Here is a 20,971-nt window from a genome sequence, read left to right as displayed (position 1 = left end):
GCGAGCGAAGCGAAGCAATCCAGACCTTCTCTGCGGCCCTGGATTGCTTCGTCGCTACGCTCCTCGCAATGACGGAGCACGACAGATGCTCCGTCATGGTCTTCCCGCCCCTCGGGCGGGAGTTCGTTACTTCATCGGCCAGCTGGCTTCCGCCACGGCGGCCTGGGTCGGGAAGATCGTGACGAACTTGCCGCCGACATATTGCAGCAGCACAGGGTCGGCGTCGTTGTTCTGGCCGTTCTCGTCGAACTTCACCCGCTTCCACGGCATGATGGTCTGGTCGCCCGGCATGTCGGTGGCGGCCAGCGCGTCGCGGATCTTCTCGCCGTCGGTGGACTTGGCGCGGTTGATGGCGTCGGCCATCACGATCAGGCCCATGAACTGGCGCGACGAGTAGTCGTTGAAGTCCTTGCCCGACTTGGCCTTGAACATGTCGTTGATCTTGCCGACCATCGGCCGCTTGGCGGCGAGGTCGAGCGAGAACGAGCCTCGCGAGATCACGCCTTCGAGCTTGTCGCCGACCGCGTCATACAGCGCCTTCTCCGAGAAGCCGGCGTCCTGGGCGACGATCGCATTCGGCTTGTAGCCGAGCTCGGCCATCGTCTTGACCAGGAGGATGCCGTCGGTGGTGTAGCTCGAGGGCATCAGCACGTCGGCATTCGCGGCCTTGAGCTGCTGCACCTCGGCCGACAGCGACGGCGAGTTGGCGCGGTACTTGATGTCGGCGACGACCTTGTAGCCGCGCTCCTGGGCGAGCTTGAGCTGGGCGTTGCTCGAATCGGTGCCGAAGATGGTGTCCTCGTGGAACAGCGCCAAGGTCTCGATCTTGGTGCCCTTCTTCTTCATCGCGTCGAAGAAGTCGAACATCGCCTGCGAGAACATCTCGTCATGCGGGGCGGCGCGGAAATAATACTTCAGGCCACGACGATGCAGGCTCGGCGAGGAATTGTCGGCCGAGAGATACGGGATCTGGTAGCGCTCGCAGATCTGGCTCGCGGTCACCGCGACCGCGCTCTGATAGGAACCGATGACGGCGGCGACCTTCTCCTGGGTGATCAGGCGCTCGGCCTCGGCGCGGCCCTTCTGGGGGTCGGCCTGGTGGTCGGCGAACACCAGCTTGATCTTGGCGCCGCCGAGGCCCGGCAGGCCCTCGGTGCGGGCGAGCGGCAGGTCGAAATCATACTTGCCGTTGATGATCTCGGCCGCGGTCTCGAACGCGCGCTGCGCGTCGACGCCGATCTGCGCGCTGGCGCCGGAGAACGGATAGATGACGCCGATCTTCACCTCGGAGGTCTGCGCGCGGGCGGCGATCGGCCCGAGGGCGGCGGCAGCGGTGGCTCCAAGCAGGACGTTACGGCGCGTGATGGTCATGAGAAGATCCTCTGATGAAAGCGCATCGATGAAGCGGTTGAGGTCGGCGGTAAAGGCTCAATTAGCAGCATGGCTGCCTGATTAGAGGACGGCGAGATCCTTGTTCCGGAGATCGGTAATCAGCATCAGCCCCGGCGCATGCGTGATGGCGAACGGCAGCTTCGCCGCCGCGATCACCGCCTGCGGAGTCACGCCACAGGCCCAGAATACGGGAATTTCGTCCGCGCCCACCGACACCGGGTCACCGTAATCAGGCTTGTTGATATCGGCGATTCCGATCTGCTCCGGCAGGCCGAGATGCACCGGCGCGCCGTGCACGGCGGGAAATCGCGTCGTGATCTGCACCGCGCGAATCGCCTGCGCCGGCTTGAACGGGCGCATCGACACCACCATGGGACCGGCGAACGGGCCGGACGGCGTGCAGGCGATGTTGGTGCGGTACATCGGCACGCGGCAGCCCTGCTCGATGTGCCGGATCGGCAGGCCGTCGGCCATCAGCGCCTCTTCGAACGAGAACGAACAGCCGAGCACGAAGGTGACGAGGCCGTCGCGCCAATGCGCCATCAGATCGGTCGGCTCCTCGACCATCTCGCCGTCGCGCCAGACGCGGTAGCGCGGCACGTCGGTGCGGATGTCGAGATCGGCACCGAGTGCCGGAATATGAGGATTGCCGGGATCGGACATGCCGATGATCGGGCACGGCTTGGGATTGAGCTGGCAGAAGCGATGGAAGGCGCCAGCGTACTGCTCGGGAATGATCGCCAGATTGCCCTGGACGAAGCCATTGGCAACCCCGGCCGTGCTCCAGCCCTTGCCGGTGCGATAATCCAGGCGGGCCTGGTGGCTCGGGAGAAGCCCCCCTTCGCCAGCCGATTGCTGCAATGCCGCAGAAACAGTCATTTGAGCCATTTGCCTAATATCTCGACAAACTCACTCAACATCAGCCATGCTATAAAGTCTAATCTTCGTTTTTAATCAGGATCGATAAAACAAATTGATCCGAGGCGGGCCTGATGTTGGATTTCCGTTCCATCGAGACCTTTCTCTGGGTGGTCAAGCTCGGCAGCTTCCGCGGCGCCGCGCAGCGCCTCAACACCACCCAGCCGGCGATTTCCCAGCGCATCGCCCAGCTCGAGCGTGAGCTCGGCGTCAAGCTGCTCAACCGCGACCACCGCGTGGCCTCGCCGACCGCCGTCGGACGACAGATGCTGGTCTATGCCGAGAAGCTGATCGGGCTGCGCGCGGAGATGCTGGCCGAGGTCGGCGACCGCTCGGCGATGCGCGGCGTGCTCCGGCTCGGCGTCGCCGAGACCATCGTCCACGACTGGCTGCCGCGGCTGATCAAGAGCGTCAACGAGAGCTATCCGAACCTGTCGCTGGAGATCGAGGTCGACGTCACGCCCCATCTGCACGCGCGGCTTTTGGCCCAGGAGATCGAGCTCGCCTTCGCGCTCGGCGCGCCCTCGGAGTCGGGCATCCGCAGCCGGGTGCTGTGCGACTATCCGATCAGCTTCCTGGCCAGCCCTGCGCTGGGCTTCGGCACGGGCGTGGTCACCGCCGAGCAGATGGCGCGCTTCCCGATCATCACCTTCCCGCGCAACACCCAGCCCTATGACAATGTGCGCTCGCTGTTCAATCGCCCGCATCTGCCGCCGATGCGGCTGCACGCCAGCGCCTCGCTCGCGACGGTGATCCACATGGCGATCGAGGGCCTCGGCGTCGCCGTGATTCCCGCTGCGATCGTGGCGCATGAGATCGAGAGCGGGCGCCTGCAGGAGCTGAAAACCGACCTGCGCATTCCGCCGCTGACCTTCACCGCGAGCTGGCTGTCGTCGCCCGAGATGGTCGCGATCGAGCGCGTTGCCGAGTTGGCAGCCCGGACGGCGCAGACGGCCAGCCATCCCACGGCATCGGTTGACGCGCTCGTCGCGGCGCGCGATGGACAGGATGCCGGAGTACAGGGATGTCAAGCATGAGCCGCGCCGTCACCAATCTGCAGATCGATTCCGCCCGCCTCTGGGACAGCATCCACGAGACCGCCAAGTTCGGCGGCACGCCCAAGGGCGGCGTGCGCCGGCTGACCCTGAGCCAGGAGGACAAGCAGGTCCGCGACTGGTTCCGGAAGGCGTGCGAGGACGCCGGGCTTGAAGTGCACGTCGACGCGCTCGGCTCGATGTTTGGCGTGCGCAAGGGCCGCGACATGTCGAAAGCCCCTGTCGGCCTCGGCTCGCATCTCGACACCCAGCCGACCGGCGGCAAGTTCGACGGCATTCTCGGCACGCTCGGCGCGCTCGAAGTGATCCGCACGCTGAATGACGCCGGCATAGAGACCGACGCGCCGCTGTGCATCGTCAACTGGACCAACGAGGAAGGCTCGCGCTTCGCCCCGGCGATGATGGCCTCGGCCGCATACGTCGGCGACTTCACCGTCGAGGACATTCTGTCGCGCAAGGACGCCGAAGGCGTCACGGTCGGCGAGGCGCTGGATGGCATCGGCTATCGCGGCGAGACCAAGGTCGGCACGCAGAAATTCTCAGGGTTCGTCGAGCTGCATATCGAGCAGGGCCCGATCCTGGAGGCCGAGAACAAGACCATCGGCGTGGTCGATCACGGCCAGGGCGTGTTCTGGTACGACGGCAAGATCACGGGCTTCGAGAGCCATGCCGGCTCGACGCCGATGCCGCTGCGCCGCGACGCGCTGCTGACGCTGTCGGAGTTCGCGCTGACCCTGGAGCAGATCGCGATCAAGCTCGGGCCGAATGCGGTCGCCACCATCGGCGAGGCCGTGATCGCCAATCCCTCGCGCAACGTCATCCCCGGCGAGATCGCCTTCACCATCGATTGCCGCAGCGCCAATGCCGATACGCTTGAGGCGCTCGACGCCAGCCTGCGCGCGGCGGCCGGTGAGATTGCGAAGAAGCGCAAGGTCGAGATCGCGATCGACCAGGTCTGGCGCAAGCCGCCGACGCATTTCGATCCCAAGCTGGTCGATGCGGTGGAGCGCGCCGCCGGCACGCTCGGCTATTCCCACCGCCGCATCACCTCCGGCGCCGGCCACGACGCCTGCAACCTCAACACCATCATGCCGGCCGCGATGGTGTTCGTCCCCTGCAAGGACGGCATCAGCCACAACGAGCTGGAGGATGCCACCCAGTCCGACTGTGCGGCGGGAGCCAACGTGCTGCTGCACACGGTGCTGTCGCTCGCGGGCGTGGCGTCGTGACGGGCTGTTAGTTCTGACGTCTTCCAACTATCATTGATCGAACACAGCTCTCGATCGCGCGGGCACACTGAGCTCCCCTCCCCCTTGCGGGGAGGGGTCGGGGGTGGGGGTCCACACGGGCGGTTTCGCCTGGGGCACCCCCCTCCCCGACCCTCCCCCGCAAGGGGGGAGGGAGCGCACCGCCTTCGCGGTTTTAGCTCGGCTCAAACTGAGGAGACCACCCCGTGCGCGGAGTATTCATCGACGCCAACTCGTCGCTCGCCGAGATCTTCGACCGCCAGCGCCAGCCCGGCGATCCCGAGATGCGCGTGCATCTCGATCCCGATATCAAGCCGGAGGACTGGCCGGCCATTCTCGACGGCGCCGAGATCGGCATCGTCGACCACACCGCGCTGCCGACCGATGTCGCCAAGCAGTGCAAGAACCTGAAGCACGTCGTCTTCCTCGGCACCGGCGCGCGCAGCTACATGAACCCGGACGAGCTGGCCGAGCTCGGCATCACCGTCCACCTGATCAAGGGCTATGGCGACACCGCTGTGGCGGAGGCCGCCATCGCGCTGATGTGGGCCTCGGCCCGCGGTATCGCGCAGATGGACCGCGAGATGCGCGCCGGCAACTGGCTGCGCGACGACGGCATGCAGCTCACCGGCAAGACGCTCGGCCTGATCGGCTTCGGCGGCATCGCCGCCGAGGTCGCGCGCATCGCGTCCGGCAGCGGCATGAAGGTGATCGCCTGGAACCGCTCGCCGAAAAGCCATCCGGGTGTGGAGTTCGTGTCACTCGATCAGTTGCTGGCGACCAGCCACGTCGTGTCGCTGCATCTCCTGCTCAACGACGACACCCGCGGCTTCCTCTCGCGCGAGCGCATCGCGCAGATGCGCAACGGCGTCATCTTCATCAACACCGCCCGCGCCGCCATCGTCGACGAAACCGCGATGATCGAGGCGCTCCGCTCCGGCCACATCCGCCACGCCGGCCTCGACGTGTTCAACACCGAGCCGCTGCCCGGAGATCACGTGCTGACGACGATCCCCAACGTGACGCTGTCGGCGCATTCCGCCTTCCGCACGCCCGAGGCGAGCGAGAACCTGATCCATGCGGCTTGGGAGCATTGCCGTCGCGTCGCGAAGTCGTAGTTGTTGACGTGTAGGGTAGGCAAAGCAGCCGCCGCAGGCGGCAGCGTGCCCACCATCGATCAGCGCACTCGCGGCAAGACGGTGGGCACGGCGCCACTGCGACTGCGTGTGGAGATGCAGCAGAGCCGCGCCTTTGCCCACCCTACGACCTCTTCGTCATTGCGAGCGCAGCGAAGCAATCCAGAGTCCCGCCGAGGCCCCTGGATTGCTTCGTCGCTGCGCTCCTCGCAATGACGCTGTGGGCCGAGTTGCGACCTGAACAACCACGGTCGTCCCGGCGAACGCCGGGACCCATGCCGCGTGATTGATCAGGAGCGAACGGTGGCAGAGACCGGTAGCCACAACAACGGCCGGTGGTTATGGGCCCCGGCGTTCGCCGGGGCGACCGACGCCAACGAAACTAATCCACCATCTCCGCGACAGCCTTGCCGCACGCGACCGTATCCGCATTCCCGCCGAGATCCCGCGTCCGCAGCGTCCGCTCGGCGAGCGTCCGCTCGATCGCGCCGACGATCGACTGCGCCGCGGTCTTCTCCCCCAGATGCTCCAGCATCATCGCGCCCGACCAGATCATGCCGATCGGATTGGCGATCCCCTGCCCCGCGATATCAGGCGCCGAGCCGTGCACCGGCTCGAACACCGACGGGAAATTGCGTTCCGGGTTGATGTTGCCCGACGGCGCGATGCCGATGGTGCCGGTGCAGGCCGGGCCGAGATCGGACAGGATGTCGCCGAACAGGTTGGAGCCGACCACGACGTCGAACCAGTCCGGATGCAGCACGAAGTTCGCCGTGAGGATGTCGATGTGGTACTTGTCCCACTTCACGCCGGGATAGTTCTTGGCCATCGCCTCGACCCGCTCGTCCCAATACGGCATCGTGATCGAGATGCCGTTGGACTTGGTCGCCGAGGTCAGATGCTTCTTCGGACGCGACTGCGCCAGCTCGAACGCGAACTTCAGGATGCGGTCGACGCCGGTGCGGGTCATCACCGTCTGCTGCGTGACGAACTCGCGGTCGGTATCCGGGAACATGCGGCCGCCGACGGAGGAGTACTCGCCTTCGGTGTTCTCGCGCACCACCCAGAAATCGATGTCACCGGGCTTGCGCCCCGCCAGCGGCGACGGCACGCCGGGCATCAAACGCACCGGGCGCAGATTGACGTACTGATCGAACTCGCGGCGGAACTTGATCAGCGAGCCCCACAGCGAGACGTGGTCGGCGATCTTGGCCGGCCAGCCGACCGCGCCGAAATAGATCGCGTCATGGCTGCCGATCTGCGTCTTCCAGTCGTCCGGCATCATCTGGCCGTGCTTCTCGTAATAGTCGTAGCTCGAGAAGTCGAAATGATCGAACTGCACCGCGACGCCGTGCTTCTTGGCGGCCGCCTCGATCACGCGCAGCCCCTCGGGCATGACCTCCTTGCCGATGCCGTCGCCGGGAATGACTGCGATGCGATAGGGCTTCTTGCTCATCGAGCGGATCCTTGCGTTGTCGCCGGTTGGTCCCGGCCGAAATCGTCGATCGCCTGAATGGACCAAACCACGCCCGGGTGCAACGCTGCGGTGCGGGATTGACCGCATGGCTGACGCGCAAGACAATCGCGCAAGACAATCCGGTCTCCCTCCCTTTCAGCGAGAGCCCTCCATGGATCTTCACCTGCGCGGCAAGCGCGTTCTCATCACCGGCGCCTCGAAGGGAATCGGCGCCGCGGCGGCGGAAGCATTCGCCGAGGAAGGCTGTCATGTCCGCCTCGCCGCGCGCAGCGCCGACCGGCTGTCGGCGCTGGTCGAGCAGCTCCGCTCCAAGCACCAGATCGATGCGGCAGCGCATGTCGTCGACCTGCGCAAATCCGAGGATGTCACGCGGCTGGCGCAGGAGGCGGCCGACATCGACATCCTCGTCAACAATGCCGGCGACATTCCGGGCGGGCCGATCGACAAGATCGACGAGGCGGCGTGGCGGCACGCCTGGGACCTGAAGGTGTTCGGCTTCATCAACCTGACGCGCCTGGTGTACGCGCAGATGAAGGCGCGCGGCTCGGGCGTCATCGTCAACGACATCGGGGCGGCGGGCGAGAAGTTCGACGCCAACTACATCTGCGGCAGCGCCGGCAACGCGGCGCTGATGGCCTTCACCCGCGCGCTCGGCTCCAAGAGCCTTGCCGACAACATCCGCGTCGTCGGCATCAATCCGGGCCCGGTCGGCACCGATCGTCACGTCATCTTGCTGAAGACCCGCGCCAAACAGCAGTTCGGCGACGAGAGCCGTTACACGGAATTCCAGAAAGGCCTGCCGCTCGGCCGCCCGGCCCATCCGCGCGAGATCGCAGACCTCATGGCGTTCCTGGCGTCCGACCGCGCCGGCTACACGTCGGGCGTGATCTATACCGTCGATGGCGGCATCAGCGCAGGGTGGGGTTGAGCGCCGCGACCTTTCCACACCGGACGAAACGTGGTCTAGGAGACGGCGCCGGGATGCTTCCAATCAGGAGAACCAAGCTTTGGCCGACCAGGGATTGATCCGCGAGACCGCCTGCGCCGTCGTCGACAAATTGAAGGCCGGCGAGGTCACCCCGCTCGACTGCCTCGACGCGCTGGAGGCGCGCATCAAGGCAGTCGACGACAAGGTCAATGCGCTGCCGACCCTGTGCTTCGATCGCGCCCGTGATCATGCCAAGGCGCTGATGCAGAAGCCGGCCGGTGAGCGCGGCCTGCTCGCAGGGTTGCCTGTGCCGATCAAGGATCTCACCGATGTCGCGGGCGTGCTCACGACGCAGGGCTCGCCGATCTTCAAGGACCGGATTCCGGAACGCTCCGATCTCATGGTCGAGCATCTCGAGGCCAATGGCGGCGTGATCTACGCCAAGTCGAACACGCCGGAGTTCGGCGCCGGCGCCAACACCTTCAACGAGGTGTTCGGCGCGACGCGCAATCCCTGGGACACGTCCCGTTCGGCCGCCGGCTCCTCCGGCGGCGCCGCGGTCGCGCTCGCCACCGGCATGGCTTGGCTGGCGCATGGCTCCGACATGGGCGGCTCGCTGCGCAACCCCGCGAGCTTCTGCGGCATCGTCGGCCTGCGGCCGAGCTTCGGCCGCGTCGCGCATACGCCGGCGGTCGCCGTCGACCGCAACCTCGGCGTCCAGGGCCCGATGGCCCGGACCGTCGAAGACCTCGCGCTGTTGCTCGACGCGATGAGCGGCGAACTCGCCGCCGACCCGATCTCGCTGCCCTCGCCCGCGACCTCGTTCCTGGCGGCGGCCCGCTCGGGCAAGAAGCCGGTGCGCATCGCCTACTCACCCGATCTCGGCATCACGCCGGTCGATCCCGAAGTGATCGCCGTGACCCGCAAGGCGGCACAGCGCTTCGCCGAGCTCGGCGTCATCGTCGAGGAGGCGCATCCGGATTTCAGCGAGGCGCATGAATGCTTCCACGTGCTGCGCGCGCTCGATTTCGCGATGAGCAAGCAGGAGCTGCTGCGCACCAAGCGCGACCTGCTCAAGCCCGAGGTGATCTGGAACATCGAGGAAGGCCTGAAGCTCACGGTCGCGCAGATCGCGCGCGCCGAGGCTCAGCGCGTCGCCATCACCGCGCGCGCGGTGAAGTTCTTCGCGACCTATGACCTGCTGCTGGCGCCCGCGACGATCGTGCCGCCCTTCCCGGTCGAGAACCGCTACGTTGCCGAATGCGCAGGGCACACATTCGACAACTACGTGCAATGGCTCGGCATCGTCTACGCCATTACGCTGGCCTGCTGCCCGGCGCTGTCGCTGCCCTGCGGCTTCACCGCCTCCGGCCTGCCGGTCGGCCTGCAGGTGATCGCGCGCCCGCGCAACGACGCCGGTCTGCTGGCGGGGGCCAAGGTGCTGGAAGATGTCCTCGGCGTCGCCAGTTCCACCCCGATCGATCCCCGCGCGCCGAAGTGATGTTGACCTCCTCACCCTGAGGAGCCGCGCAGCAGCATCTCGAAGGGTGAGGCCCGGACGGTGGCCTCATGGTTCGAGACGCGCCCTCGGCGCTCCTCACCATGAGGGTCGAGTTCGACGTCGACGCTGCGGATTGCAGTAGGCAGCGCCCGTAGAGAGAGCCGCGCGACCGGCGGCTCCCCCCTTGCGATCTTCGCAACGACTCTCACCCCTCACCCTGAGGAGCCCGCCGAAGGCGGGCGTCTCGAAGGGCGAGGCCCCTTCGCACGATTCCTCCGGGCGCATAAAGTTCCGCCATCAGGAACATACCACCCCCGCCCTTATTCCATATTGGCAATAGCCGCGGCTTCCGTAGAAGGGCCGGAAAATCATGCTTGCCCGGAGACCGGAAATGACAGACCAGGCGATCGAGCCTGCCGTAGAGCCCGCCACGTCGATCGCCGACGTCGAGCGCCGCATCAAGGCGATCCTGATCGGCTCCGCCGGCAACCTCGTCGAATGGTACGATTTCTACGCCTACACCGCGTTCGCGCTGTATTTCGCACCCGCCTTCTTTCCCTCGAAGGACCCGGTCGTCGAGCAGCTCAACGCCGCCGTGGTGTTCGCCGCGACTTTCCTGATGCGCCCGCTCGGCGGCTGGCTGTTCGGCTATCTCGCCGACCAGTATGGCCGCAGATTGTCGCTGACCGTCTCCGTGCTCTGCATGTGCTTCGGCTCGCTGATCATCGCGGTGACGCCGACCTATGCCACGATCGGCATCGCCGCGCCGATCATCCTGGCGCTGGCCCGCGTCATCGAGGGCCTTAGCCTCGGCGGCGAATATGGCGCCAGCGCCACCTATCTGTCGGAGGTCGCCGACGCCAGGCATCGCGGCTTCTATTCGAGCTTCCAATACGTCACTTTGATCGGCGGCCAGCTCACCGCGATCATCGTGCTCCTGCTGCTGCAGAAGGTGTTTCTCACCACCGAGGAACTAAAGGCCTGGGGCTGGCGCATTCCCTTCTTCATCGGCGCCTGCCTTGCGATCTTCGTCGCAGTGATGCGGCGGAATCTGCACGAGACCGAGGCGTTCGTGGAGGCGAAGAAGAAGGCGGGCTCGTCCAGCTCGATGGCGGCGCTGTTCAGATATCCGCGCGAGCTCCTGCTCGTCGTCGGCCTCACCGCCGGCGGCACCGCGGCGTTCTACACCTTCACCACCTACATGCAGACCTTCGTCAAGCTCTCGGTCGGCCTGACCGAGGACCAGACCACGATGGTGATCTTCGGCTCGCTCTTGTTCGCCTGCGTGCTGCAGCCGCTGTACGGCGCGATCTCCGACCGCATCGGCCGCAAGCCGCTCCTGATCTTCTTCGGCATCGCCGGCACGCTGTCGACGATCCCGATCCTGACCGCGCTGAAGGGCACCAAGGAGCCGTTGACAGCCTTCCTGCTGATCTGCGGCGCCTGGATCTTCACCGCCGGCTACACCTCGATCAACGCGGTGGTGAAGGCCGAGCTGTTCCCCACCAACATCCGCGCGCTCGGCGTCGGCCTGCCCTATGCGATCACCGTGTCGCTGTTCGGCGGCACTGCGCCTGCGATCGCGCTGTACTTCAAGAGCATCGGGCACGAGACCTGGTTCTATTATTACCTGTCGGGCGTCATCTTCCTCTCGCTGCTGATCTATGCGACCATGCGCGACACCAAGCATGCGTCCGCCATGCACAGGCATGAATGAGCCTGCATGGATGATCCCCGCAGACTGACGAGGTGCTGAGATGGCCGACGAATCCGGGCTGCCGCCCGAGAGCAAGCTGACCCGCAGCAAGGAGCGCTGGGCGCGCGAGGGCAAATTCCTGACCGGCCGGATCGTGCGGCCGGAGGATGAGCGCCTGCCGCCCGGCCAGCATCTGACCCGCGACTGGCCGGTGCTCGACCTCGGCCTGACGCCGACCATTACGCGCGAGCGCTGGCGGCTCGACGTCTACGGCGCGGTCGAGAATCCGCTGTTCTGGGATATGCCCGCGTTCCTCGCCCAGGAGCAACGCCAGTTCGTCTCCGACATCCATTGCGTCACGACCTGGTCGCGCTACGACAATCAGTGGGAGGGGCTCGCAACGCGCGACCTGCTCGCCGCCTGCCGGCCGCGCGAGTCCGCCAATTTCGTCGTGCTGCATTCCTATGACGGCTACACAACCAATCTGACATTGGAGGATTTCGCCGCTGAGGACGCCCTGCTCGCGCACAGCTGGTCCGGCGCGCCGATCACGGGAGAGCATGGCGGCCCGGTCCGCGTCGTCGTGCCGCATCTGTATTTCTGGAAGAGCGCGAAATGGCTGAAGGCCATCGAGTTTCTCGAGGCCGACAAGCCCGGCTATTGGGAAGTCCGCGGCTATCACAACCGCGGCGACCCCTGGGCCGAGCAGCGCTATTCGGAGTGATGGGCCTAACCGACTCGTGGGGTGGCACGCGTAGCTTTGCCCGCCCTACTCGCCGAATCGCTGCTAACATTCCAGAGCGGCTGCGCGATACAGCGCCTTGTCCCCTTGTGGGAGAGGGCATCTCCGGCCTATCCAATCATTCGATTGGGTGAGGGGTCTCTCTCCACGAATACCTCGCTCGCGGCATACCCCTCACCCAACCGAGCCCGCAGCACTTTCCTACATGCCCTCTTCCACAAGGGGAGAGGGCGCAGTCATGACCAGCAGGCTGACGATCTGATCGTCATATCCGAACGTGCCAGAGACCCAGCATGGAGTTCACCTCAGAGACCGGCAAGATTCCCAAGGGCTATGGGTATCTGCTGAAGCCTTCCGTCATCCTCGCCGCGCTGACCGCGCAGGATCTCGGCGGCATCCGCATCCATCTCGTGCGCAGCCACGGAAGGCGACTGTTCGACGCGCGCTACCGGCCGCCCGACGGCGACATTCCCTATGAGCGCCTCAACATCAAGGTCGGCACCGCGCACGAGCGCGACCTGCCCCCGCTTCGCAAGCTGGCGAAGGAGGAAGGCCTTCCGACGCTGGTCCGATGGATTTCCGATCTCGTCGCCCAGGACCTGCCGACGGCGATCCGGAACGGCGAACAGGTGATCGAGCTGATCCCTGAGCGGGAGTGACGCTTCGCGTGCGATATTGTCGGTCAATCAGACCGCAGATCAATCGCATGGAGAGATAACGGGCTGTCTCAACGAACGATCCGTCAGTGAGTCACTCCGTCATGCCCGGGCTCGTCCCGGCCATCCACGTCGGTCCGAGCACTCCGAGCGACGTGGATGGCCGGGACAAGCCCGGCCATGACGATGCGGAGACAGGCGCGCGCAAGCCCTGCCCAAACTCCCTCTTGACCATTTCTGAAAATCGTGATTTACTCCCCGCCATCCCGCCTCGTTGCAGAGGGACGGATCGCGATCGTCACGGACGTGGAGCGCGGGATGCGGTGGGCGTAGCGGGTCGCAGCGTGGGTCTCCATGCGGACGAACGGTCCGGTGCGCACGGCGAAATCGTGTGGTCTTGACGCCGCGGCGCTGGCGTCAAATCGCGGTGCAATGACGTGCATCGCGGTGACGGGGGCAAGACAGCCGTTCCCCGGAGAGAGCACGTATAAGCCGTTCCAACCATTGCGCAGGGAAGGCCGGGATGTCCTTTGGCCGAACCTGTGGTACCTGCCGCCTGCACTTTTTCCGCAGGCGGGCCATGGGGGCGGCAGGCTCCCGACCTTCCCTGCGCCCTCTCGCTTGTGAGAGGCGCGACGATCCGCACAACTCGGGCCGCGCAGGCCGCGAGATGGCACCATCATATCCGCGGTTGATGCAGACGCAGCACGGGGTGTCGTTGCTGACGTCATCGCGTGATTGCTGAGCCCCTGGATCGCTTCGCTTGCGCTCGCGATGACGGAGTTTGTGGAGCACCCGCTGCCCGCCACGACCGTCATTGCGAGCGCAGCGAAGCAATCCAGGGGCCGCACGAAAGGTGCCGGTCGTTTCCGGGCACCGACACATGCAGGCCCGATCTGCTATATCAGGATGTGAGGCGTCATCGCCGCAAGTGGACAACAAGAGGGGGGACCACATCATGCCGACCGAACGTTTCCAGTTTGACGGCGCAAGCGGCGACAAACTGTCCGCGGCCCTCGACATGCCCGACGGGTCGCCGCGCGCCTATGCGCTGTTCGCGCATTGCTTCTCCTGCGGCAAGGACACGCATGCGGCGCGGCGCATTGCGATGGCGCTGACGGCGCATGGCATCGCGGTGCTGCGCTTCGACTTCACCGGTCTCGGCTCCAGCGAGGGCGATTTCGCCAACACGACGTTCTCCTCCAATGTCGCCGACCTCGTCCGCGCCGCCGATCATCTGCGCGAGACCCGGCAGGCGCCGTCGATCCTGATCGGCCACAGCCTCGGCGGCGCCGCCGTGCTCGCCGCGGCCGGCGACATCCCGGATGCGAAGGCCGTGGTGACGATCGCCGCTCCGTCCGATCCGGCGCATGTCACCGACATGTTCAAGGACAGCCTCGAAGCGATCCGCCGCGACGGCTCGGCTGAGGTGTCGCTGGCGGGCCGCCCGTTCCGCATCAGCAGCTCGTTTCTCGACGACGTCGCCGAGCAGCGCCTGCTCGACAATGTCAAGCATCTGCACAAGGCGCTCTTGGTGATGCACTCGCCCGTCGACGACACCGTGGGGATCGACAACGCGACCCACATCTTCGTCGCCGCCAAGCATCCGAAGAGCTTCATCTCGCTCGACCATGCCGATCATCTGATCAGCAACAAGCAGGATGCCGCTTACATTGCGGAGGTGATCGCGAGCTGGGCCAGCCGCTATGTCGCGCCGGCAACGCCTGAGCCCGCCACCACGGATGGTCCGCGCGACGTCGTCGTGCGCGAGACCCGCTCCAGCAAGCTGCAGCAAAGCATCGCGCTCGGCCCGCACAGTCTCACGGCCGATGAGCCGCTCTCGGTCGGCGGCCAGGATACCGGTCCAGGCCCCTATGATCTGCTGCTCGCCGCGCTCGGCGCCTGCACCTCGATGACGATGCGGCTCTATGCCGATCGCAAGTTCCTGCCGCTCGACCGCATCACCGTGACACTCCGCCACAGCAAGATTCATGCGGAGGACTGCGCGGAATGCGAGACCAAGGTCGGACTGATCGATCAGCTCGAACGCGAGATCCACCTGGACGGCGCGCTCGATGATGAGCAGCGCAGGAAGCTGATGGAGATCGCCGACAAATGCCCGGTGCACCGGACGCTCACCTCGGAGATCCGCATCGTCACCCGCGCGGTGGAGTGAGCATTCGACCGCGTCCCACTCACCGTCATTCCGGGGCAAGGCCGCAAGGCCTTGAACCCGGAATCCCGAGTTTGTCTTGCGTTCATGTCCGACCATCTCGAGATTCCGGGTTCAATCGCCGATGCGCAAGCGCGCATCGACGATTGCCCCGGAATGACCGTGGCGGTGACGGAAGTGAACTAATGCGCCGGCTGCGGCTCGATCTTCAACGGCCGCACGCGCAACGCGCCGCGCAGGGCAACTGCCGTACCGATGAAAATGCCGCCGATCGCCACGAACGACGGCAGCGCCAGGGTCGACAGTCCCGTGAGCCCCTGCCCGACCGAGCAGCCCAGCGCCATGACGCCGCCGATCCCCATCAGCGCGGCACCGCCGGCCGAGCGCAGCATGTGCTGAGGCGAATGAAAGCCTTCGAGCTTGAAGCGGCGCGTGACGAGTGCGGTCACGAGACTGCCGGCCAATACGCCGGCCACGGTCGCGATGCCGAAATTCACCGTCGAGCCGGTCGACAGCATCACGTATTGCAGGGCATCGGCGATCGGCGCGACGAAGGTCAGGGATGCCACCGGCACAGGGTTGAAATCATCAGCGCCGAGATATCCGGTCGCAAACCAGCCGCCGGCGATCAGCAGACCGACGATGAGGCCCGCGAGCATCTGCCCCGGCGCGCGCCGGAACGGTGCATGCGCAAAGGCGAAGACGAGCAGCGCGCCGCCGAGCGCGAGCGCCGGCAGCAGCCGCGCCGGTGCGCCGTGCAGGCCACCGATCGAGAGCAGCGCCGGCAGCGACGTCGCCGTCGCATTGGTCTGCGAGCCCTGCAGCAGCACAATACGCAGCGGCGCGATCAGGCCCTTCAGCGTCATCTCCGCCGCGATCGCCAGCACGGTGACAACGACGAAGGAGCGCAGATTGCCGCGTCCCAGCAGCACCAGCGCGCGCGAGCCGCAGCCATTGGCCAGCACCATGCCGTAGCCGAACAGCACACCGCCGGCGAACATCAACGGCAGCGAGAACGTCGGCTGCAGATAGATCGACTTGCCGAGGTCGACGGCGCCGTTGGCCGCGAGCAGCTGCGTGGCGACCACCGCGATGCCCATCGCCAGCGCGTAGGTGCGCACCAGCCGACCGTCGCCGTCCGCCCACCAGCCGCGCAGGCTGCTCATCATGCAGAAGCCGCTGAGCAGTCCGACCACGCCATAGACGAGGCCAATCCCGAGGCCGGCCATGATGGCCACATCAGCAGCTTCCGGCACGCGCGGGAGTCCTTCTGGTTGCGGAAAAAGGGCGGCGGCACGCGGGCTGCGCAAGCTTCGCTTTCGCTTGACGCGCGCGGAATATTCGCCACGATATTGCGCTTAACTAGTTCAGAATGCTTGTTCCAACAAGCATCACCGGGAGAGAACGCCGTGGTTTCACCTGCGCACCTTGTTGCGCCAGTCTTGGCTTGCGCACGGCCGGAGGCCGGCCGATGAGCGGAGCGGCGCCCCTCTCCCCCGACGCCCTCGCCCGGGCCTGTGCAGACGCGATGTGGCAGGATGATCGCGCCAGCCAGGGGCTGGGCATGCAGATCGTCGAGATCGGTCCGGGCCGCGCGACCCTGCGGATGACGATCCAGCCGCACATGGTCAACGGCCATGGCATCGCCCATGGCGGCTTCATCTTCACGCTGGCGGATTCCGCCTTCGCCTTCGCCTGCAACTCCCACAACGACCGCACCGTCGCGGCGCAAGGCAGCATCAGCTTCATCCGCCCGGGCAAGCTCGGCGATGTCCTGACCGCCCGCGCCCACGAAGTGTCGCGCAGCGGCCGCTCCGGCATCTACGACGTCCGCGTCACCGCGGGCGAGACCATCATCGCAGAATTCCGCGGCCATTCCCGCAGCATCGGCGGCACGCTGGTGCCGGCCGGCACGCACGAGGCCGCAAGCTGATCCGCCGGAGGACCTGACCCATGACCAAGCATCAATCGGCCGGCAGCTACGTGCCCGAGATGGACGCGGCCGAGCGCGCCTCGCGCGACGAGATCATGGCGCTGCAGACCGAGCGCCTCGCCTGGTCGCTGAAGCACGCCTATGACAACGTCGCCCATTACCGGCAGGCCTTCGACAAGGCCGGCGTGCATCCCTCGGACTTCCGCGAGCTCGCCGACCTCGCCAAATTTCCTTTCACGGTGAAGACCGACCTGCGCGACAACTATCCGTTCAACATGTTCGCCGTGCCGCGCGAGCAACTGGTGCGCGTACACGCCTCCTCGGGGACGACCGGCAAGCCGATCGTGGTCGGCTATACGAGGAACGACATCGCGACCTGGTCGTCCGTGATGGCGCGTTCGATCCGCGCCGCCGGCGGGCGCAGCGGCATGATCATCCACAATGCCTATGGCTATGGCCTGTTCACCGGCGGCCTCGGCGTGCATTACGGCGCCGAAGAGCTCGGCTGCACCGTGGTGCCGATCTCCGGCGGCATGACCGAGCGGCAGGTGCAGCTCATCAATGACTTCCGTCCCGAGATCATCACGGTGACGCCGAGCTACATGCTGGCGATCCTCGACGAGTTCAGGCGCCAGGGGCTGGACCCGCGCCAGAGCTCGCTCAAAATCGGCATCTTCGGCGCCGAGCCCTGGACCAACGCGATGCGCGCCGAGATCGAGGACGCCTTCGCCATGGACGCCACCGACATCTACGGCCTGTCGGAGGTGATCGGCCCCGGCGTCGCGCAGGAGTGCCTGGAGACCAAGGACGGTCTGCACATCTGGGAGGATCATTTCTACCCGGAGATCGTCGACCCCGACACCGGCCGTGTGCTGCCCGACGGCGAGATGGGCGAGCTGGTGTTCACCTCGCTGACCAAGGAGGCCTTCCCCGTGATCCGCTATCGCACCCGCGACCTCACGCGGCTGCTGCCGGGCACCGCGCGGCCGGGCATGCGGCGGATGGAGAAGGTTACCGGCCGCTCCGACGACATGATCATCCTGCGCGGCGTCAACCTGTTCCCGTCACAGATCGAGGAGATCCTGCTGACCACCGAATGGTGTGGCGGCCATTTCCTGCTCGAGCTCACGCGCGAAGGCCGCATGGACGAGCTGACGATCTACGCGGAGTCGCGGCCGGAGCATTGGGACGAGACGGGCTTAAGCGAGCACGCGGAGCGGATCTCGATCCACATCAAGAATACGATCGGCGTGACGGCGAAGGTGAAGGCGGTGCCGCCCGATACGCTGGAGCGCTCGGCGGGCAAGGCGAAGCGGATCAAGGATAAGAGGCCGCTGGAGTGATGGATCAGAGCGCCGCAGTCTCAACCCTCTCCATGAACACACCCCTCTCGGCATGTTCATGGTCGGTGTGCAGTGCCGCCTGCTGTTGCCCCTCATGGTGAGGAGCGCCGCGCCGATCAGGCAGCCACTCTGCACAAGTGGTCGTGCGCGGCGCGTCTCGAACCATGAGGCCACAATCCGGGCCTCGCCCTTCGAGACGCCCGCCTCTGGCGGGCTCCTCAGGGTGAGGAGTATCAGTGGTGGCGCACCCTCTCACATATGATCGTAGTCCACCACCACCCGCTCCGTCACCGGCTTCGCCTGGCAGGTCAGCACGAAGCCGGCCTGCAATTCCCACGGCTCGAGCGAGTAGTTCAGCTCCATCTCGGCCCTGCCCTCGACCAGCTTGGCGCGGCAGGTGGAGCACATGCCGCCCTTGCAGGCGAAAGGCAGATCGACACCGGCGCGGAGCGCGGCGTCGAGGATGGCCTCGCCCTCGGCGACAGGCACCTCGCGGCGCTTGCCGTCGATGATCAGGGCGGCGATCGCCTTGGGCGGAGCCGAGTCCGGCACAACCAATTTCGGCCGCGGCTTGCCGCCGGCGCCGGAGACGAAACGCTCGACATGGACGCGGTCCTCGGCGATGCCGAGCGCACGGCAGGCGGCCTCGATGTCCTCGCTCATCCCGGTGGGGCCGCAGATGAAGACGTGATCGACGCTCTCGGCCGGCACCAGCGAACGCAACAGCAGGCGCACCTTCTCGCCGTCGAGGCGGCCATGCAGGATCGGCAGATCCTGCTCCTCGCCCGAGATGACGTGGAACACCGAGAAGCGCGGCAGGAAGCGGTCCTTCAGCTCCTCGAGCTCTTCGCGGAACAGCATGCCCGCGGTCGTGCGGTTGCCATAGAACAGGAAAAATCGGCTGTCCGGCTCGCGCGCCAGCACCGCCTTCACGATCGACAGGATCGGCGTGATGCCCGAGCCCGCCGCGAAGCCGACATGGGTCCGCGCCGCCGCCGGATCGAGCGCCACGCCAAAGCGGCCGGTCGGCGTCATCACGTCGATCTCGTCGCCGCGCTTCAACTCGTCGGTGACGAAGCTGGAGAACGCGCCGCCATCGACGCGCTTCACGGCGATGCGGATCTCGTCGTCATCGGGGCCGGAGCAGATCGAATAGGAGCGCCGGACCTCTTCGCCGCCAAGCGTGGTCTTCAGCGTGAGATATTGCCCGGGGGCGAACTGATAGTCGGCAGCCAGCTCGCTTGGAATGGCAAACGTCAGCGACACCGCATCCGGCGCCTCGCGGCGCAAGTCACGGACGGCAAGACGATGGAAGCGTGGCGTTGTCGACATCGGTTCTATCCCCGCGTCATTGCGAGGAGCGAAGCGACGAAGCAATCCAGGGCTCCGGACGTGCCCCTGGATCGCGTCGCTGCGCTCGCGATGACGGATGTGGCGGCATCAGTGGCACTTGAAGTAATCGAACGGCTCGCGGCACGATTTGCAGCGCCACAGCGCCTTGCAGGAGGTCGAGCCGAACTCGGCGAGTTGCTCGGTGTCATCAGAGCCGCATTGCGGGCACGCCACCGCGGCGACGCCGAACAGCGCGCGGCGTCCGCTCGACGGCTGCGGCGGCGCGATGCCATAGTCTCGCAGCTTGCGCCGGCCCTCCTCGCTCATCCAGTCGGTGGTCCAGGCCGGCGACAACACAGTGCGGACGCTGGCCTCGCGAAAACCGGCGCGCTCCAGCGCGAGCTCGATCTCCAGCGCGATCATGTTCATCGCGGGGCAACCGGAATAGGTCGGCGTGATCGCGACCTCGACGCGGTCGCCGACCACCTCGACCGCGCGCAGCACCCCGAGATCGTCGATCGTCAGCACCGGGATTTCCGGATCAGCCACCGACGCCGCCGCCTCCCAGGCGCGCTGGCGCAGCTCGGCCGGGCTGGTGTCGGCGACTACCACGTCGCACCGGGAAAGCTGCGCTGCATGGTTTGCAGCTCGCTCAGGAGATGGCCGAGATGCTCGCTGTGGCGGCCGTCGCGGCCGCCCTGCTGCATCCAGTCGTTCTCGGGCAGCACGAGCGTCGCCTCGCGCGCGACATGCGAGACGATCGACAGCCATTCCGGCAGCAGCATCGTCGGATCGATCGCGATGCCGGCATCGATCAGGCCGCGCTCGCTTTCGTCGACGCTGAACATCTCGCCAGTATACGCCCAGAGATCGTCAACCGCTCCTTGCGCGCGGGCATGGCTCTCGTCGGTGCCATCGCCCAACCGGATCACCCATTCGCTGGAATGGCGCAGATGATAGGCGAACTCCTTCTCCGACTTGGCGGCGATCGCCGCCAAGGTCGCATCGGTCGAGCCCATCATGCCGCGCCAATACAGATCGGCGAACGCCGCATAGAACAGCTGCCGCACCATCGTCTGCGCGAAGTCGCCGTTGGGCCGCTCGACCAGCAGCAGGTTGCGGTACTGTCTGACGTCGCGGAGATAAGCGAGCTTGTCCTCGTCATTGTCGCGGCCCTCGACCTTCGCGGCATAGCTATAGAGCTCGCGTGCCTGGCCGATCAGGTCGAGCGCCATGTTGGACAGCGCCATATCCTCTTCGAGCATGGGCGCGTGGCCGCACCATTCGGACAGGCGATGGCCGAGGATCAGCGCATCGTCGGCGCGACGCAGCGTGTACAGCACCAGCGGCGTTTCGGAGACGGTGATTGAGGGCGCGGTCATGGTTGAGATCCGGTCGGCTCGCCACGACCTCCGTCATTGCGAGCGCAGCGAAGCAATCCA

18 protein-coding genes are annotated in these 20,971 nt (G+C 66.1%); 11 read left to right on the top strand and 7 right to left on the bottom strand.

What is annotated here, in order from left to right:
- Nucleotides 1-126: 126 nt before the first annotated feature.
- Both ACQR0Z_RS23910 and ACQR0Z_RS23905 read right to left on the bottom strand, forming a co-directional pair.
- Nucleotides 127-1,371: an ABC transporter substrate-binding protein gene (locus tag ACQR0Z_RS23910; protein WP_434920271.1), complete on the bottom strand. Its 1,245-nt coding sequence runs from the start codon at nucleotides 1,369-1,371 to the stop codon at nucleotides 127-129.
- Nucleotides 1,372-1,452: 81 nt separating this feature from the next.
- Nucleotides 1,453-2,271, bottom strand: coding sequence for a putative hydro-lyase (locus tag ACQR0Z_RS23905; RefSeq protein WP_434920270.1), 819 nt, complete (start codon nucleotides 2,269-2,271; stop codon nucleotides 1,453-1,455).
- Nucleotides 2,272-2,384: 113 nt separating this feature from the next.
- Here ACQR0Z_RS23905 and ACQR0Z_RS23900 point away from each other — a divergent pair, with 113 nt between their 5' ends.
- The 3 genes from ACQR0Z_RS23900 to ACQR0Z_RS23890 all read left to right on the top strand — a co-directional run bounded on the left by ACQR0Z_RS23900 (nucleotide 2,385) and on the right by ACQR0Z_RS23890 (nucleotide 5,730).
- Entirely contained in the window at nucleotides 2,385-3,347 is a 963-nt protein-coding gene (locus ACQR0Z_RS23900) for a LysR family transcriptional regulator (protein ID WP_434920269.1), read from the top strand.
- Nucleotides 3,344-4,594, top strand: coding sequence for a Zn-dependent hydrolase (locus ACQR0Z_RS23895; protein ID WP_434920268.1), 1,251 nt, complete (start codon nucleotides 3,344-3,346; stop codon nucleotides 4,592-4,594). Before ACQR0Z_RS23900 ends, ACQR0Z_RS23895 begins: the two co-directional genes overlap by 4 nt.
- A gap of 224 nt (nucleotides 4,595-4,818) precedes the next feature.
- Entirely contained in the window at nucleotides 4,819-5,730 is a 912-nt protein-coding gene (locus ACQR0Z_RS23890) for an NAD(P)-dependent oxidoreductase (RefSeq protein ID WP_434920267.1), read from the top strand.
- 400 nt (nucleotides 5,731-6,130) lie between these two features.
- Here ACQR0Z_RS23890 and ACQR0Z_RS23885 read toward each other — a convergent pair whose 3' ends face one another.
- On the bottom strand, nucleotides 6,131-7,204 hold the full coding sequence (locus ACQR0Z_RS23885) for a tartrate dehydrogenase (protein ID WP_434862051.1): 1,074 nt from the start codon (nucleotides 7,202-7,204) through the stop codon (nucleotides 6,131-6,133).
- 172 nt (nucleotides 7,205-7,376) lie between these two features.
- Here ACQR0Z_RS23885 and ACQR0Z_RS23880 point away from each other — a divergent pair, with 172 nt between their 5' ends.
- The 6 genes from ACQR0Z_RS23880 (at nucleotide 7,377) to ACQR0Z_RS23855 (ending at nucleotide 14,924) form a co-directional block, all read left to right on the top strand.
- Nucleotides 7,377-8,153: an SDR family oxidoreductase gene (locus ACQR0Z_RS23880; RefSeq protein WP_434920266.1), complete on the top strand. Its 777-nt coding sequence runs from the start codon at nucleotides 7,377-7,379 to the stop codon at nucleotides 8,151-8,153.
- Nucleotides 8,154-8,232: 79 nt separating this feature from the next.
- On the top strand, nucleotides 8,233-9,654 hold the full coding sequence (locus tag ACQR0Z_RS23875; protein ID WP_434862053.1) for an amidase: 1,422 nt from the start codon (nucleotides 8,233-8,235) through the stop codon (nucleotides 9,652-9,654).
- Nucleotides 9,655-10,045: 391 nt separating this feature from the next.
- Nucleotides 10,046-11,371, top strand: coding sequence for an MFS transporter (locus ACQR0Z_RS23870; RefSeq protein ID WP_434920265.1), 1,326 nt, complete (start codon nucleotides 10,046-10,048; stop codon nucleotides 11,369-11,371).
- A gap of 40 nt (nucleotides 11,372-11,411) precedes the next feature.
- Nucleotides 11,412-12,074, top strand: a complete 663-nt coding sequence (locus tag ACQR0Z_RS23865) for a sulfite oxidase-like oxidoreductase (RefSeq protein WP_434875287.1) — start codon at nucleotides 11,412-11,414, stop codon at nucleotides 12,072-12,074.
- A 311-nt stretch (nucleotides 12,075-12,385) separates the two neighbouring features.
- Nucleotides 12,386-12,751, top strand: a complete 366-nt coding sequence (locus ACQR0Z_RS23860) for a hypothetical protein (protein ID WP_434862056.1) — start codon at nucleotides 12,386-12,388, stop codon at nucleotides 12,749-12,751.
- 955 nt (nucleotides 12,752-13,706) lie between these two features.
- The gene (locus tag ACQR0Z_RS23855; RefSeq protein ID WP_434920264.1) at nucleotides 13,707-14,924 is read left to right on the top strand and encodes a bifunctional alpha/beta hydrolase/OsmC family protein; all 1,218 of its coding nucleotides are present in this window, start codon (nucleotides 13,707-13,709) and stop codon (nucleotides 14,922-14,924) included.
- A 179-nt stretch (nucleotides 14,925-15,103) separates the two neighbouring features.
- Here the strand turns inward: ACQR0Z_RS23855 and ACQR0Z_RS23850 are convergent, their stop codons facing one another.
- Nucleotides 15,104-16,150, bottom strand: coding sequence for a YeeE/YedE family protein (locus ACQR0Z_RS23850; RefSeq protein WP_434920532.1), 1,047 nt, complete (start codon nucleotides 16,148-16,150; stop codon nucleotides 15,104-15,106).
- A gap of 242 nt (nucleotides 16,151-16,392) precedes the next feature.
- Here ACQR0Z_RS23850 and paaI point away from each other — a divergent pair, with 242 nt between their 5' ends.
- Both paaI and paaK read left to right on the top strand, forming a co-directional pair.
- The gene (gene paaI / locus ACQR0Z_RS23845) at nucleotides 16,393-16,854 is read left to right on the top strand and encodes a hydroxyphenylacetyl-CoA thioesterase PaaI (protein ID WP_434920263.1); all 462 of its coding nucleotides are present in this window, start codon (nucleotides 16,393-16,395) and stop codon (nucleotides 16,852-16,854) included.
- A 20-nt stretch (nucleotides 16,855-16,874) separates the two neighbouring features.
- Nucleotides 16,875-18,197, top strand: a complete 1,323-nt coding sequence (paaK, locus tag ACQR0Z_RS23840) for a phenylacetate--CoA ligase PaaK (RefSeq protein ID WP_434920262.1) — start codon at nucleotides 16,875-16,877, stop codon at nucleotides 18,195-18,197.
- 252 nt (nucleotides 18,198-18,449) lie between these two features.
- Here paaK and paaE read toward each other — a convergent pair whose 3' ends face one another.
- From paaE to paaC, 3 genes are all read right to left on the bottom strand, one after another.
- Nucleotides 18,450-19,529: a 1,2-phenylacetyl-CoA epoxidase subunit PaaE gene (gene paaE / locus ACQR0Z_RS23835; protein WP_434920261.1), complete on the bottom strand. Its 1,080-nt coding sequence runs from the start codon at nucleotides 19,527-19,529 to the stop codon at nucleotides 18,450-18,452.
- A gap of 108 nt (nucleotides 19,530-19,637) precedes the next feature.
- The gene (gene paaD, locus ACQR0Z_RS23830) at nucleotides 19,638-20,141 is read right to left on the bottom strand and encodes a 1,2-phenylacetyl-CoA epoxidase subunit PaaD (RefSeq protein WP_434920260.1); all 504 of its coding nucleotides are present in this window, start codon (nucleotides 20,139-20,141) and stop codon (nucleotides 19,638-19,640) included.
- Nucleotides 20,135-20,911: a 1,2-phenylacetyl-CoA epoxidase subunit PaaC gene (gene paaC / locus ACQR0Z_RS23825; protein ID WP_434920259.1), complete on the bottom strand. Its 777-nt coding sequence runs from the start codon at nucleotides 20,909-20,911 to the stop codon at nucleotides 20,135-20,137. Before paaC ends, paaD begins: the two co-directional genes overlap by 7 nt.
- Nucleotides 20,912-20,971 lie beyond the last annotated feature (60 nt).

The sequence above is a fragment of the Bradyrhizobium sp. HKCCYLS3077 genome (assembly GCF_051167555.1).
Taxonomy (GTDB): domain Bacteria; phylum Pseudomonadota; class Alphaproteobacteria; order Rhizobiales; family Xanthobacteraceae; genus Bradyrhizobium.
Note: the sequence above shows the minus strand (reverse complement) of the source record. Positions and strands in the feature narration are given on the sequence as shown.

What these genes read in the sequence shown, in the direction of transcription:
- paaI (WP_434920263.1), top strand. Translation starts at nt 16,393, where the DNA reads ATGAGCGGAGCGGCGCCCCTCTCCCCCGACGCCCTCGCCCGGGCCTGT.
- ACQR0Z_RS23855 (WP_434920264.1), top strand. Translation starts at nt 13,707, where the DNA reads ATGCCGACCGAACGTTTCCAGTTTGACGGCGCAAGCGGCGACAAACTG.
- paaK (WP_434920262.1), top strand. Translation starts at nt 16,875, where the DNA reads ATGACCAAGCATCAATCGGCCGGCAGCTACGTGCCCGAGATGGACGCG.
- paaC (WP_434920259.1), bottom strand. Translation starts at nt 20,911, where the DNA reads ATGACCGCGCCCTCAATCACCGTCTCCGAAACGCCGCTGGTGCTGTAC.
- ACQR0Z_RS23885 (WP_434862051.1), bottom strand. Translation starts at nt 7,204, where the DNA reads ATGAGCAAGAAGCCCTATCGCATCGCAGTCATTCCCGGCGACGGCATC.
- ACQR0Z_RS23900 (WP_434920269.1), top strand. Translation starts at nt 2,385, where the DNA reads ATGTTGGATTTCCGTTCCATCGAGACCTTTCTCTGGGTGGTCAAGCTC.
- ACQR0Z_RS23860 (WP_434862056.1), top strand. Translation starts at nt 12,386, where the DNA reads ATGGAGTTCACCTCAGAGACCGGCAAGATTCCCAAGGGCTATGGGTAT.
- ACQR0Z_RS23870 (WP_434920265.1), top strand. Translation starts at nt 10,046, where the DNA reads ATGACAGACCAGGCGATCGAGCCTGCCGTAGAGCCCGCCACGTCGATC.
- paaE (WP_434920261.1), bottom strand. Translation starts at nt 19,529, where the DNA reads ATGTCGACAACGCCACGCTTCCATCGTCTTGCCGTCCGTGACTTGCGC.
- ACQR0Z_RS23865 (WP_434875287.1), top strand. Translation starts at nt 11,412, where the DNA reads ATGGCCGACGAATCCGGGCTGCCGCCCGAGAGCAAGCTGACCCGCAGC.
- ACQR0Z_RS23905 (WP_434920270.1), bottom strand. Translation starts at nt 2,271, where the DNA reads ATGACTGTTTCTGCGGCATTGCAGCAATCGGCTGGCGAAGGGGGGCTT.
- ACQR0Z_RS23880 (WP_434920266.1), top strand. Translation starts at nt 7,377, where the DNA reads ATGGATCTTCACCTGCGCGGCAAGCGCGTTCTCATCACCGGCGCCTCG.
- ACQR0Z_RS23895 (WP_434920268.1), top strand. Translation starts at nt 3,344, where the DNA reads ATGAGCCGCGCCGTCACCAATCTGCAGATCGATTCCGCCCGCCTCTGG.
- ACQR0Z_RS23850 (WP_434920532.1), bottom strand. Translation starts at nt 16,150, where the DNA reads ATGGCCGGCCTCGGGATTGGCCTCGTCTATGGCGTGGTCGGACTGCTC.
- ACQR0Z_RS23910 (WP_434920271.1), bottom strand. Translation starts at nt 1,371, where the DNA reads ATGACCATCACGCGCCGTAACGTCCTGCTTGGAGCCACCGCTGCCGCC.